Source organism: Brevibacterium sp. CFH 10365 (genome assembly GCF_009299785.1).
GTDB lineage: Bacteria > Actinomycetota > Actinomycetes > Actinomycetales > Brevibacteriaceae > Brevibacterium > Brevibacterium limosum.
In genome coordinates this window covers 420,310-433,776 of sequence record NZ_VIGO01000002.1, presented here as the reverse complement: position 1 = coordinate 433,776, position 13,467 = coordinate 420,310, and the positions used below count along the sequence as shown (strand labels likewise).

Sequence of the window (13,467 nt, the reverse complement as noted above, 5' to 3'; positions counted from 1 at the left end):
ATTATGGTCGCATGGCGCACTTGGACAGAATTCCGACAGAGAATCCGCCGCCCACGTCGACCGCGTGGATGAATCCGGCTCGGACGATCGCGATCATCGCCGTCGTGACCATCCATTCCCTGGGCACCGTCGTCGAAGAGAACTTCGCGGGCATGGGTCCCGACTGGTGGCTGGCCAACGCCATCGATTCGGCCTGCCGGTGGTCGGTGCCCGTATTCATCATGATCTCCGGTGCGCTGGCGCTCGATCCCGACCGGGGCGGCAAACCGCGGAAGTTCCTGTCCAAGCGGGTCTGGCGCATCGGCATCCCCCTGGTGTTCTGGACCGTCGTCTACGTTCTGTTCCGTCGCTTCTATCTGCAGCCGGACGACGAAACATGGAATCCGGGCATTGCGATCCTCACCGGGTCCCCCTTCGTGCAGCTCTACTTCCTCTACGTCCTCGCCGGACTGACCCTGCTCACGCCTTTCTTCCGCCTCCTCAGCGTCCACGGTTCCCGTCGGCTGCAGTGGGGGACCGGCCTGATCTTCCTCGGCATCGGCATGGCCGACCAATGGGTGTCGATGATCTTCGATGTCGGCGAAGCCAATATCGCCACTCGGTTCCTGCCGATGGCCGGTTTCTACATCCTCGGCTGGGTGCTGCGCGATGTCGTCCTGTCTGTCAGGGGCGCCGTCCTGGCCTGGGCGAGCCTCATCGTCGCGATCGCCGGAACTGCCGTGTGGGCCGGTCTGGGACCCGGTGAGAAACCCTGGATGTTCCCCTACGAATACCTCGCCCCCGGAGTCGTCCTCGCCTCCATGTCCGCCTACCTGCTCCTGCACTTCCATATGCGGTCCGGGTTCGGGCTCCTGCATCGCTTCTACCCGTATTCCTTCGGTGTGTTCCTCCTCCATCCGCTGCTGCTCTACCCGCTGCGCAATGCCATGGGTCTGCCGACCACCGTCCCCGGTGTCCTCCTCCACGCCGTCATCATGCCGATTGCGTACGCGATCGTCTGCGCCGCCATCACCTGGCTGGCTGTGAAGATTCCCGGCTTCCGAGCCGTCTTCGGCGAAGGCGGACCCCGCAATCGGCATCCTCGACCGAGCGCGGACGAGTCCCGCCCGCGTGCGGGGAACTCCCCACCGAGCGCGAAGAACTCCCGGCCGAGCACGCCGACGACTCCGGCCGAGGCCGCCTTCGCCCCGCCCGATCATGACCGCAGCCGACCGGTCGACGTCGATCTCGACCGCGAAGACACCGCTCCCGGTCGCGAGCCGAACTCCGTAGACTGAATTCCGAACAGGGCGTCCCCGCGACCCGATCCCGATTGGCAACCCCGACAGAGGAGAACACAGATGGACACTCTCAGAGCAGTAGTCACCGGAGCGAGTTCCGGAATCGGCGCCGCCACGGTCAGGCAGCTGCGTGAACAGGGCTGGGACGTCGTGGCTGTGGCCCGCCGTGAGGACAAGCTCAAGGCACTCGCCGAGGAGACCGGAGCCGACTACATCGTCGCTGACCTCACCGATGACGCCGCCGTGGCATCCATGGCCGATCAGGTGCTGGCCGGGGGAGCCGTCCACTCGCTCGTGGCCAACGCCGGTGCCGCCTTCGGAACCGACACCGTCGCCGAGGCATCGGTCGACGGATGGCGCGACATGTTCGATATCAACGTCCTCGGTGTCCTGCGGGTCGTCAAGGCTCTGCTGCCGGCTCTCATCGACTCCGGTCGCGGGGACATCGTCGTCATGTCCTCGACCGCGGGCCATCAGGCCTATGAAGGCGGCGGCGGCTACGTCGCAGCCAAGCACGGCACCCACTCGATGGCGGCGACCCTGCGACTCGAACTCGCCGGCGAACCCGTTCGCGTCATCGAGATCGCCCCGGGAATGGTCGCCACCGATGAGTTCACCTACAAACGCGTCGGCGGAGACGAGGAGAAAGCCGCGAAGGTCTACGACGGGGTCGAGAACCCGCTGACCGCCGGCGACGTCGCCGACGCCGTCGTGTACACGCTCACCCGGCCCCACCATTTCAACGTCGATCTCATGGTCATCCGGCCCATCGCCCAGGCCGCTCAGCACAAGGTCGCCCGCAACCGGGGGCTGTGAGCACTCACGGCTCCTGCCGGGGCCGCCTCGGCGAGTGCCTGCCGGGTGGTCTCGGGCGGAGTCGACGGTATACGATTGTCATGCATCGATCCGGCCATCACCGGGGAGCATCCGGAAGAACGGAGCAGGCGTCCCAAGCGCTGAGTTCTCAGTAGACCCGGACGGGTGGATCCGTCATCGTCTAAGTCAATGAGCGATCCGCAGACTGACCCGAACCGGTCGGGATGCGGATAAGCGAGGTGGTACCGCGGCAGACTGTCGTCCTCGTGACAGTGACCGCAGTGACCCAGAAGGACGCTCATGACCCAGCCTCTCTATCCCAAGGTTTCGACCTCGACGTTCGGACTCTCCAGTTCCCCGAACTTCCCTGCCATCGAAGACGCTGTGCTGCGCTACTGGCAGGAAGACGACACCTTCAAAGCCTCGATCGCCCAGCGGGAGGCAGGCGAGAACGGTGAGAACGAGTTCGTCTTCTACGACGGTCCTCCCTTCGCCAACGGGCTGCCGCACTACGGCCACCTGCTCACCGGCTACGTCAAGGACGTCGTCCCCCGCTTCCAGACGATGCGGGGCAAGAAGGTCGACCGCCGGTTCGGTTGGGACACCCACGGTCTGCCCGCCGAGCTCGAAGCCGAGCGTCAGCTGGGCATCACCGACAAGTCCGAGATCGGCCGCATGGGTCTGGCCGCCTTCAACGACGCCTGCCGCTCCTCGGTCCTGCGCTATACGCAGGAATGGGAAGAGTACGTCACCCGTCAGGGCCGGTGGGTCGACTTCGACAACGACTACAAGACGCTCAACGTCGAATACATGGAGAGCGTCATCTGGGCGTTCAAGCAGCTCTGGGACAAGGGCCTGGTCTATGAGGGCTACCGTGTCCTTCCCTACTGCTGGAAGGACGAGACGCCACTGTCGAACCATGAGCTGCGCATGGACGACGACGTGTACAAGATGCGTCAGGACCCGGCAGTGACCCTCGGATACAAACTCAAGGACGCCGACGAGTGGGTCCTCATCTGGACGACGACCCCGTGGACGGTTCCGTCGAACCAGGCCGTGGCCGTCAACCCGGAGATCCCGCTGGTCGCTGTGGTTCCCGGCGCCGATGGTGCCGAGGAGCTGCAGGGCAAGACCCTCATCCTCGCGGAGGCGCGCCTGGGCGCCTACGCCCGTGAGCTCGGTGCGGAACCGCAGATCCTGCGCTCCTTCCCCGGCAGCGAACTCGTCGGTGCCGCCTACGAGCCTCCCTTCCCCTACTTCGAGGGCGCGCAGTCGGAATTCGGCGAGAACATGCACACGATCCTCGCCGCGGACTTCGTCACCGTCGAAGACGGCACCGGAATCGTCCACCAGTCGCCGGCCTTCGGCGAAGAGGACAAGGAACTCACCGACTCCTACGGAATCACCGCCGCCCGTCCGGTCGACGACGCCGGTCGCTTCGACACGACCGTTCCCGACTACGCCGGCCAGCAGGTCTTCGACGCGAACAAGGCCATCATCAAGGACCTGCGCAACCACACCGGTCCGATGGAATCGCGCAGTGCGCTGCTGGTCCGCCACGAATCCTACGAACACTCCTACCCACACTGCTGGCGCTGCCGCAACCCGCTGATCTACCGTGCGGTGTCCTCCTGGTTCGTCCGCGTCACCGAGTTCAAGGACCGCATGGTCGAACTCAACGAGCAGATCAACTGGGTGCCCGACAACGTCAAGCACGGACAGTTCGGCAGATGGCTCGAGAACGCCCGCGACTGGTCGATCTCGCGCAACCGCTTCTGGGGGTCGCCGATCCCCGTCTGGATCTCCTCCGATCCGGCCTACCCGCGCACCGACGTCTACGGTTCCCTGGCCGAGATCGAAGCCGACTTCGGACGTCTGCCGCGCAACGACTCCGGAGACGTCGACCTCCACCGCCCGTGGGTCGATGACCTCACCCGCCCGAACCCGGACGACCCCACCGGAAAGTCGGTGATGCAGCGCATCCCGGAGATCTTCGACGTATGGTTCGACTCCGGGTCGATGAGCTACGCCCAGGTGCACTATCCGTTCGAGAACTCCGAATGGTTCGACAACCACTTCCCAGCCGACTTCATCGTCGAATACGTGGGACAGACCCGCGGCTGGTTCTACCTGCTGCACGTGCTGGCCACAGCGATCTTCGACCGTCCCGCATTCACGAACTGCATCTCCCACGGCATCGTGCTCGGCTCCGACGGGCAGAAGATGTCGAAGTCCCTGCGCAACTACCCCGACGTCAACGAAGTCTTCAACCGCGACGGCTCGGATGCCATGCGCTGGTTCCTCATGGCTTCGTCCATCCTGCGCGGCGGCAACCTCGTCGTCACCGAACAGGGCATCCGCGACGGTGTCCGTCAGGTCGTGCTCCCGCTGTGGAACACATGGCAGTTCTTCGCCACCTACTCCAACGCGGCCGATGGTCCGGCGGGGGAGAAGACCGGCTACCAGGCACAGTCCCGCTACGACTCGTCCCAGGTCCTCGACCGGTACCTCCTGGCCAAGACGCACGACCTCATCACCGAGTTCGCCGAGGCGATGGAAGGCCTGGACATCTGGGCGGCATGCGAACTCGTGCGCAGCTACCTCGATATGATCACGAACTGGTATGTGCGTCGTTCGCGTCGCCGGTTCTGGGACGGCGGCACCGACACGCATGAGTCCTTCGACGTGTTCTATACCTGTCTGGAGGCATTCTGCCGTGTGGCCGCACCCCTGCTGCCGTTCACGGTCGAAGAGATCTACCGCGGACTGACCGGGCAGCGGTCGGTGCACCTGGCCGACTACCCGGACGCCGAGGCATTCCCTGCCGACGCCGACCTCGTTGCGGCAATGGATCTCACCCGCGATATCTGCTCAACGGCCTCCTCGGTGCGCAAGGCCAACCAACTGCGGGTGCGCCTGCCGCTGTCGCAGCTGACCGTCGCCACCGACACGGACCTGAGCTCCGACTTCACCGAGATCATCGCCGATGAGCTCAATGTGCGTACCGTCGAGGTCCTCGACGTCGCCGAGGCGGAGGCCGCCGGATTCTCCCTGTCGCAGAATCTCGTCGTCAACGCTCGTGCCGCCGGACCCCGTCTGGGCAAACAGGTTCAGCAGGTCATCAAGGCCTCGAAGTCCGGCGACTGGTCCGTCACCGACGGGACCGTCGTCAGCGGCGGAATCGAACTCGTCGACGGCGAGTACACCCTCGAATCCGTGGCCGAATCCGGTACCGAGGGCATGGAGCTCGCGGCTCTCGACTCCGGTTTCCTTGCCCTCGACACGCGGGTCACACCCGAGCTCGAGGCCGAGGGCATGGCACGTGATGCCGTGCGCGCCATCCAGGGCATCCGCAAGCAGCTCGATCTCGACATCTCCGACCGGATCGCCGTCACCGTCGAAGCCGGCACCGACGTGGTCGCCGCGCTCGAGCCTCACATCGACCTCATCGCCGGTGAGACCCTGACGACCACTCTGAACTTCGGCCCGGTCGCGGCCGATGCCGAGGTCTTCAGCCCCGAGGAGCTCCCCGGCGGCACCCGTCTGGCGGTGAAGCGGGCATGACCGGCACCGATGACTCCGCCGACGATGCGCAGACAGCGGATGATGCTGTGACCGAACCCGTCGTCGACGAGGCGACGCGTGCCGAACTCGCCCGGGTCTACGCCCTGCTGCTGGCGCGGGCGGGGGAGACGCAGGTCGAGCTCCGGCTCGACGCGACGCGGCGGGCGTGCGAGGTCCTCGGCGACATCCACACCGCCGCCCCGACGATCACGATCACGGGCACGAACGGGAAGACGTCGACGGCGCGGATGATCGATTCGCTCATCTCCGCTCATGAGCTGCGGGTCGGCCGGTTCACCAGTCCGCACCTGCATTCGGTGACTGAGCGGATCTCCGTGGACGGGGCACCCGTGTCCGCACACACCTTCGTGCGCATTTATGACGAGATCGCCCCGTACCTCGATATCGTCGATGCCCAGCTCGAAGCCGAAGGCCGTGCGAAGCTGACCTACTTCGAGGCACTGACCGTTCTGGCCTTCGCCGTCTTCGCCGATGCTCCGGTTGATGCGGTCGTCACCGAGGTCGGCATGGGCGGACAATGGGATTCGACGAACGTCGCCGATGCCCAGGTGTGCGTGTTCACGAAGATCGGTCTCGATCATCAGGCGTTCCTCGGCGACACCATCGAGGAGATCGCCGCGACCAAGGCGGGAATCCTCGATCGCAGCGTCGACCCGAGCCCGGCCCCGGAGCCTGTCGCCGTGTCCGCTGTCCAGGACGAGGCCGCCCAGGCCGTCCTCGACGAGGAAGCGGCGCGCCGTGAGGTTCCACTGGCCGCCGAGGAACGCGACTTCCGCCTCCTCGACCGGGAACGTGCCGTCGATGGTCAGCTCATCACCGTCCAGGGCCGCAGAGACGTCTACTCCGACCTGTTCCTGCCTCTGCACGGAAATCACCAGGCCCACAATGCCGCGGTCGCGATCGTCGCGGCCGAAGCCTTCCTCGGAACCGAAGACAAGCCGCTCGACCAGGAGACGGTGGCCGAGGGGCTGGCCCGTGTGACCTCACCGGGCCGCGCGGAACTCCTGCGCACGGGACCGAGCGTCGTCGTCGACGGCGCCCACAACCCGGACGCCGCGCATGTGCTCGCCGACACCCTCGCCGAGGCGTTCGACTTCGACTATGTCGTCATCGTGCTGGCGATGCTTGCCGACAAAGACAGCGACGGCGTCATCGAAGAGCTGCATCGCAGCGCCGATGTGTTCGTCGTCAGCGAGAATCTCAACTCCCGAGCGCTGCCGGCAGGGGACCTCGCCGAGGCGGCCCGGGAGTGGGTCGACGAGGATTCCGTCCTCGTCGCCTCCGACCTCAATGCCGCACTGATGAAGGCCATCGACCTGGCCAACAGCGTCGATGCGAAGAGTCCGGGGATCGTCGTCACCGGCTCCATCTACACAGTGGCCGAAGCGCGCCTGCTGCTCGGACGAGGGGAGGAAGGATGAAATCCAAGTACCCCGTGCTCTGCGGATCGATCCTCATCTGCGAACTCGTCGTCGTCTACTTCGCCGTGCTCACGACATTCGGCTTGTCGGTGAAGTCAGCGCAGACCCTGACCTTGGCGCAGCTGCTCATCGGCGCCTCGGTCATCGCAGTGTTGGCCATCATCGCCGTCATCCTGCTGCCGCGGCGGATCGGTGAGAAGCGTCCCGGTGTGATCATCGGCTGGGTCGTCCAAGTGCTGCTGCTGGCCTCCGGCTTCGTGCTGACCTCGATGTTCTTCGTCGCAGCGCTGTTCATCGGCCTGTGGGCGGCGGCCGTCTACTGGTCGGCCCGCATCGACCGCGAGGTCGCAACACGAGGCTGAACCCCGACGGCGCCGAGGCGTTCCCGTTTCGGCGCCCGGGTAGACTGTGGACCGACGTCCACACGACATTGGAAGGACCGGAATGGAACGTACGCTCATCCTCATCAAACCCGACGGAGTCGCTCGCGGACTCGTCGGACAGATCGTGGCCCGAATCGAAGCCAAGGGCTATGCGATCGACGCCTTGGATCTCCGTTCGGCCACCGCCGCCGAACTGGCAGCCCATTACGCCGAGCACGAAGGCAAGCCCTTCTACCAGCCGCTCGTCGACTTCATGTCCGAAGGGCCGATCGTCTCGATCATCGCCTCCGGACAGGGCGTCATCCCCGGCTTCCGGTCCCTGGCCGGCGCCACCGACCCGACGGCAGCTGCTCCCGGCACGATCCGCGGCGATCTCGGTCGCGACTGGGGTGAGAAGGTGCAGAAGAACCTCGTCCACGGATCCGATTCCACCGAATCGGCCCAACGCGAGATCGGAATCTGGTACCCGGCCGAAGGCTGAGATCCGACAGAAGGCCGAGCCGAGTCGATGACCGAGCCGCGCCGGTCGAATCAGTGAGGGCGCCCTGCCACACGGTGGGGCGCCCTCACTGCATCCGGATGGTCAGAGCAGATTGGAGAAGAATGCCCAGAACTGAACGACGATGCAGGCGAAGATGATGAGCATCCACAGCACCGACAGGGCGATGTTCTCCTTCGCCAGGACCCTCAGCACGGCGTTGTCAGCGGCGCGCCGACCGAAGGCGCCGGTGAGCACATTGCGGGCGGTGACGGCCATGAACATCGGAATCGTCACGGTCCACACGACGATGCACCACGGGCAGCCGACTCCGATCCTGTAGATCGAGACGTAGAACAGGAACATCACCAGCGCCACACCGCAGCCCAGCCCGATGTTCAGCCCCACCATCACCCACCGGGGCAGACGGGTCCCGGACAGGATGAGCACACCGAGAAGCAGAGGGATGACGAACGCCGCAACGCCCAGGAGCTGATTGGGAAAGCCCAGCAGCTCCGCTTCTGCATGCTCCATGACCGAACCGCAGGAGAAGAACGGATTGAGATCACAGGAGAGCACGACATCCGGGTTCTCCAGCTTCTCGTACTTCTCCGCCGACAGGGAGAACGAAGCGAGGAAGCCGATGACGGAGGCGATGATGAGGAAGATTCCGAACGGAGCGGATCTGAGCACCCACGACGAGGTGGCATCAGCGGTGTCGAGGTCATCGGAGTGAGTCAGCGTGGTGTTCACCCCTCAAGAATGCCTGGCCGCGTCCCGCGCGGCAAACCCCGCGCCTCACGAAACCTCAGCGCAGAGGCACTTCTATGACATAATGGTCTGACGGATACCTGTTCTCACACCGAGCAGGAGAAGTGCCTCCACCGAGTCGAGGGTATGACCTCGCAGGTCGACAACAAGATGAGGCAGCACGGAAGGCCTACGCGCTGAGCGCGAGCCGGACGTGCCATCCACAGGTTTCGGTCCGTTTTGGACCATGCAAGGATCCGAAGATCCGTACGGTGTGGACGGCGTCTTCGGACTGGGAGAACTGATGAACGATACGTCGAACGACGGTACAGAGTCGACAGATCCGACCGAAGGCATTCTCGCGGACCTCGCGAATCTGCAGCAGTCGGCAGGTGCCAAGGACGCCGCATCCGAAGATGTCGACGACAGCGTGCGCGCACGCCTCGACGACATCGCCGAGGCGGCCGAATCGCTGCGCATCGGCGACGCCGATGACAGCGAGGACGAGGACGACGAACCCGCCGCTGACCGAGGCGGACCGAAATCCGCACGCGACGCCGTGGCCAATCGGGGGCTGGTCTTCGAAGAGTTCGTCCGCGGAGAGGACGAGGACGACGATGATGATTCCGATGACGGAGAGGATTCGGATGACGCCCCGGCGGCTGCGCAGTCAGCGCCGAGCTTCGACCCGCGCAATCCCTTCGCCGCCCCCGCTCCGACGGCTGCCGCGCCCGAACCTCGCACCGTCCCGGCGGTGCCCTATGACGGCGGCCTGATCTTTCAGGTGCCGAAGGCCGAACACGCCGAGGCCGTCACGATCGAGGACGACGATTCCGAGGATGCCTGGGACGATTCCCCAGAGACCGATGACGACACGTCGTCGACTCAGCGGAACAGCCAGGGCGACAGCGACGAGGACGAGTCCTCCAACGGTCCGCGCCGACGTCGGGGCGGCCGTGGGCGGCGGTCGCGCAACCGCGACGACTCCCATGACGAGTCCTCGGACTCCGCCGATGACTCGAAGGACCCCGAGGACGACTCTTCCGACTCAGCCGACAGCCAGGACTCGAAGCCATCGAAGCGGGGATCGCGTTCGAGCAATCGAGGATCGAAGCAGACCGCCGATTCGCACGCCGAGGACTCACACTCGAAGTCGGATCACAAGGACTCCGACGATTCCGATTCCGACGACAGTGACGACGACTCCGACGACGGTTCGCGCCGGCGCCGCCGTCGTCGCTCCCGCACCCGCAGCACAGACCGCGACGAGGTCACCTCGCTCAAGGGTTCGACTCGTCTCGAAGCCAAGCGTCAGCGCCGCAAGGAGGGCCGCGAGGCAGGACGTCGCCGTCCCATCATCACCGAGGCCGAATTCCTCGCTCGCCGTGAGTCCGTCGACCGCACGATGCTTGTGCGTGAGAGCGGCGACCAGACTCAGCTCGTCGTCGTCGAAGACGGGATCGCGGTCGAGCACTACCTCAAGGAGAACCGTCAGCAGTCCTCGCTCATCGGCAACGTCTACCTGGGCAAGGTCCAGAACGTGCTGCCGAGCATGGAGGCGGCATTCATCGACATCGGCAAGGGCCGCAACGCCGTGCTCTATGCCGGTGAAGTCAATTGGGACGCCCTCGGCATGGACGGCAAGGCACGCCGCATCGAAACCGCGCTGAGCCCCGGCGATGCCGTGCTCGTGCAGGTGACGAAGGATCCGATCGGACACAAGGGCGCCCGTCTGACCAGTCAGATCTCTCTGCCGGGACGTTTCCTCGTCTACGTGCCCGGCAATTCGATGACCGGAATCTCGCGGAAGCTGCCTGACAACGAGCGGGCACGCCTGAAGAAGCTGCTCAAGCAGCTCGTCGGTGATTCGAACGGCGTCATCGTGCGCACCGCCGCCGAGGGAGCCACCGATGACGACCTCTCGCGTGATGTCGAACGTCTCGCCAAACGGTGGGAGACGATCGAGAAGAAGTCGAAGTCGACGAAGGTGCTGGCGCCGCAGCTGCTCTACAGTGAGCCGGACATGATCGTGCGCATCATTCGTGATGTCTTCAACGAGGACTTCAGCTCGCTCGTCATCGACGGCGACGGTGCGTGGAACACGATCCACGAGTACGTCGAGTCCGTGGCCCCGGACCTGCTCGATCGTGTCCACAGCTACAACGAGGACAAGGACATCTTCGACCACTACCGGATCGAAGAGCAGGTCCAGAAGGCGCTGCAGCGCACGGTGAATCTCCCCTCGGGCGGTTCGCTCGTCATCGACCGCACCGAAGCGATGACGGTCGTCGACGTCAACACCGGCAAGTTCACCGGATCCGGAGGCAACCTCGAGGAGACGGTGACCCGCAACAACCTCGAAGCCGCCGAGGAGGTCATCCGCCAGATCCGCCTGCGTGACATCGGCGGAATCATCGTCGTCGACTTCATCGACATGGTGCTCGAATCCAACCGCGATCTCGTGGTGCGCCGCCTCGTCGAGTGCCTCGGCCGCGACCGGACGAAGCATCAGGTCGCCGAGGTGACTTCGCTGGGACTCGTGCAGATGACGCGCAAGCGCATCGGCACCGGACTCGCCGAATCCCTGGTCAGCGCCGGGGAGGACCTCACCGGACGGGGACTGCTGCTTCCGGGTTCGGAAGAAGACGGATCGAAGGGTCACCGGGGCAACCGGTCGTCGAACCACGACAACCGCCGTGACCGCAAGCGTCGCGGTGACTCCGGTTCGAAGTCCAAGTACAACGAGTCCGAATCGACCGAGGAAGCCGTGTCTTCTGATGCTTCCCGGACAGCCGTCGCCGCGATCGCGAAGGCCACTCTGAAGAAGGACGGCAGCGAATCGACCGAGGCGAAGTCCGACACCCCGCCTCACACCGACGACTCGGCGAGCAGCGATGAGAGTGGAAAGTCCCGGTCGCGCTCACGCAGCGGTCGGCGCCGGTCGCGCTCGAACCGCAGCGGCGATTCGCAGACCGAGTCATCCGGTGAGCAGACGACCGGCGGCGAGCAGGCGCCGGCGGCAGAGCAGAATCCTGCGGCCGAGCAGAAGGACGCAACCGAAGCTCAGCCTGCCGCCGACGAGCCGAAGGACCTGCCGCTGATGATCGGTGCGGACAGCGAGACCAAGGTCGCTGTCGCGGCGCCGGTCAAGCGCACCCCGGCGAAGAAGAGCGAACCGGCGAAGAAGGCTGCCGAGCCCAGCCAGGAACAGCTGCCGACCTCGTTCGTCATCATCGGCGACGACTGAGCTCCTCCGCTTCTCTGAGACCGACAGAGCCCCGCCGACGTCATCCGTCGTCGGGGCTCTGTCGTCTCCGGTGGACCCTGCGCCGGTCGGTCAGCCCGCGGACTGCTGGCTGCGGGTGGTGCTGATCGTCGGCTGCGCCGCCTGATCCCCGCAGAGGACGATCATCAGGTTCGACACGAGATCGCTGCGTTCGGTCTGCCCGAGCTTGACGATCTGACGTCCTTCGATCTCCTCGATCGCCGTCTCCACCATGCCGACAGCCCCTTCGACGATGAGCTGCCGAGCAGCGACGACCGCTGTGGCCTGCTGGCGTTGGAGCATGGCTCGGGCGATCTCCGGTGCATAGGCCAATTGGGTGATGCGCGATTCGATGACTGTGACCCCCGCAGCCATGACTCGGGCGGCGACTTCATCGGAGAGCCGCGAGGTGATCTCGTCGGCGTTGTCACGCAGCGACATGCGGCGCGGATCCGAGGAATCATAGGCATAGGAGTTCGCGATGTGTCGAACGGCGGTCTCCGCCTGGATCGCAACGAACTCTTCGAAGTCATCGACCTCGAACATCGCCTGTGCGGTGTCCCGGACCTGCCAGACGACCACGGCGCCGATCTCGATCGGATTGCCGTCGAGGTCATTGACCTTCAGCGTCGAAGTCTCATGATTGCGGATACGCGTCGAGATCTGGTCCTTCGTGAAGAAGGGATTGACGAACCGCAGGCCCGACTGCCGGACCGTGCCGACATACTTGCCGTAGAGCTGGAGGACGACGGCATGACCGGGCGCCACCGAGGTGCACCCCTTGAACAGGAACATCGAGGCGATGAAGCACAGCACGGCGACGATGAAGAGGACGACGCCGACGACGACTTGGGCGAAGCTCATGACGAAGCCGATGATGCCCATGAGCACAGCACCGAGCAGCAGGATGATGGCACCGACGATCGCGAAGTAGCCCGAGACTCCTCCGGCCGGCTTCTCGCGTACACGCTCACCGTCGGGGGAGACGATGCGTGTGGGCGCGGAGTTCGGCCGACCCGGCCCCGAGGGGCCCTGGCCGGAGTTCGGCGTCTGCACAGCAGAGCGCCGGGGTCCGTGGTTCGGCGCTTGCGAAGCGGCGGGTCCGGACCCGGAGTTCGGGCTCGGACCTGCACCGGCGGCCTGTCCGGCAGTACGGCGACGCTGTGGTGCCGGTGGCAGCGGTGAGCCTTCGCCGTGGTGCGGCGGGGCGCCGGTGTTCGCCTGGGCTCCGGCCGGCGGGCCATACGGCGCGGTCGACTCCGAACCGCCGATCGACCCGGACTGAGCACCCTGAGAGCCATAGTGTCCGTTGGGATTCGTCACCGCCTCCGCCCCAGGATAGGCCGCGGGCTGACTGTGGCCGGCTTGGATATGAGTGCTCGGATCACCGCTGGGGACGGGACCGCGATCGGGGGATGGGTTCGGCGATCGATTCGGCCGCTGACCTGGCTGCTGAGGGTTCTGAGTCATGCTCCCAGTCTAAGCCAGT

At 65.3% G+C, this 13,467-nt stretch carries 9 protein-coding genes; 7 read left to right on the top strand and 2 right to left on the bottom strand.

Translation table 11 applies throughout. The features are described from left to right. Nucleotides 1-11: 11 nt before the first annotated feature. The 6 genes from FHG09_RS05435 to ndk all read left to right on the top strand — a co-directional run bounded on the left by FHG09_RS05435 (nucleotide 12) and on the right by ndk (nucleotide 7,966). Complete coding sequence (locus FHG09_RS05435) at nucleotides 12-1,277, top strand: acyltransferase (RefSeq protein ID WP_227492556.1); 1,266 nt, start codon at nucleotides 12-14, stop codon at nucleotides 1,275-1,277. 63 nt (nucleotides 1,278-1,340) lie between these two features. Further along, entirely contained in the window at nucleotides 1,341-2,096 is a 756-nt protein-coding gene (locus tag FHG09_RS05430) for an SDR family oxidoreductase (protein WP_152346662.1), read from the top strand. A gap of 300 nt (nucleotides 2,097-2,396) precedes the next feature. Then, complete coding sequence (gene ileS, locus FHG09_RS05425) at nucleotides 2,397-5,660, top strand: isoleucine--tRNA ligase (RefSeq protein WP_152346661.1); 3,264 nt, start codon at nucleotides 2,397-2,399, stop codon at nucleotides 5,658-5,660. After that, a complete protein-coding gene (locus FHG09_RS05420) occupies nucleotides 5,657-7,102 on the top strand; it encodes a bifunctional folylpolyglutamate synthase/dihydrofolate synthase (RefSeq protein ID WP_152346660.1) in 1,446 nt (481 codons plus the stop codon). The genes ileS and FHG09_RS05420 overlap by 4 nt, the downstream gene beginning before the upstream one ends. Then, nucleotides 7,099-7,464 (top strand): DUF4233 domain-containing protein, encoded by a 366-nt coding sequence (locus FHG09_RS05415; protein ID WP_152346659.1) that lies wholly within the window; start codon nucleotides 7,099-7,101, stop codon nucleotides 7,462-7,464. Before FHG09_RS05420 ends, FHG09_RS05415 begins: the two co-directional genes overlap by 4 nt. Before the next feature lie 82 nt (nucleotides 7,465-7,546). Next, nucleotides 7,547-7,966, top strand: a complete 420-nt coding sequence (gene ndk / locus FHG09_RS05410; RefSeq protein ID WP_152346658.1) for a nucleoside-diphosphate kinase — start codon at nucleotides 7,547-7,549, stop codon at nucleotides 7,964-7,966. 102 nt (nucleotides 7,967-8,068) lie between these two features. Here ndk and FHG09_RS05405 read toward each other — a convergent pair whose 3' ends face one another. Next, entirely contained in the window at nucleotides 8,069-8,716 is a 648-nt protein-coding gene (locus tag FHG09_RS05405) for a vitamin K epoxide reductase family protein (protein WP_152346657.1), read from the bottom strand. 301 nt (nucleotides 8,717-9,017) lie between these two features. Here FHG09_RS05405 and FHG09_RS05400 point away from each other — a divergent pair, with 301 nt between their 5' ends. Beyond that, entirely contained in the window at nucleotides 9,018-11,960 is a 2,943-nt protein-coding gene (locus FHG09_RS05400) for an Rne/Rng family ribonuclease (protein ID WP_227492555.1), read from the top strand. A gap of 90 nt (nucleotides 11,961-12,050) precedes the next feature. Here FHG09_RS05400 and FHG09_RS19955 read toward each other — a convergent pair whose 3' ends face one another. Further along, nucleotides 12,051-13,448, bottom strand: a complete 1,398-nt coding sequence (locus tag FHG09_RS19955; RefSeq protein WP_227492554.1) for an SPFH domain-containing protein — start codon at nucleotides 13,446-13,448, stop codon at nucleotides 12,051-12,053. Nucleotides 13,449-13,467: the final 19 nt, after the last annotated feature.

Excerpts from the sequence above, each read along its gene's own strand:
- ndk (WP_152346658.1), top strand. The coding sequence starts at position 7,547 with ATGGAACGTACGCTCATCCTCATCAAACCCGACGGAGTCGCTCGCGGA.
- FHG09_RS19955 (WP_227492554.1), bottom strand. The coding sequence starts at position 13,448 with ATGACTCAGAACCCTCAGCAGCCAGGTCAGCGGCCGAATCGATCGCCG.
- FHG09_RS05415 (WP_152346659.1), top strand. The coding sequence starts at position 7,099 with ATGAAATCCAAGTACCCCGTGCTCTGCGGATCGATCCTCATCTGCGAA.
- FHG09_RS05430 (WP_152346662.1), top strand. The coding sequence starts at position 1,341 with ATGGACACTCTCAGAGCAGTAGTCACCGGAGCGAGTTCCGGAATCGGC.
- FHG09_RS05420 (WP_152346660.1), top strand. The coding sequence starts at position 5,657 with ATGACCGGCACCGATGACTCCGCCGACGATGCGCAGACAGCGGATGAT.
- ileS (WP_152346661.1), top strand. The coding sequence starts at position 2,397 with ATGACCCAGCCTCTCTATCCCAAGGTTTCGACCTCGACGTTCGGACTC.
- FHG09_RS05435 (WP_227492556.1), top strand. The coding sequence starts at position 12 with ATGGCGCACTTGGACAGAATTCCGACAGAGAATCCGCCGCCCACGTCG.
- FHG09_RS05400 (WP_227492555.1), top strand. The coding sequence starts at position 9,018 with ATGAACGATACGTCGAACGACGGTACAGAGTCGACAGATCCGACCGAA.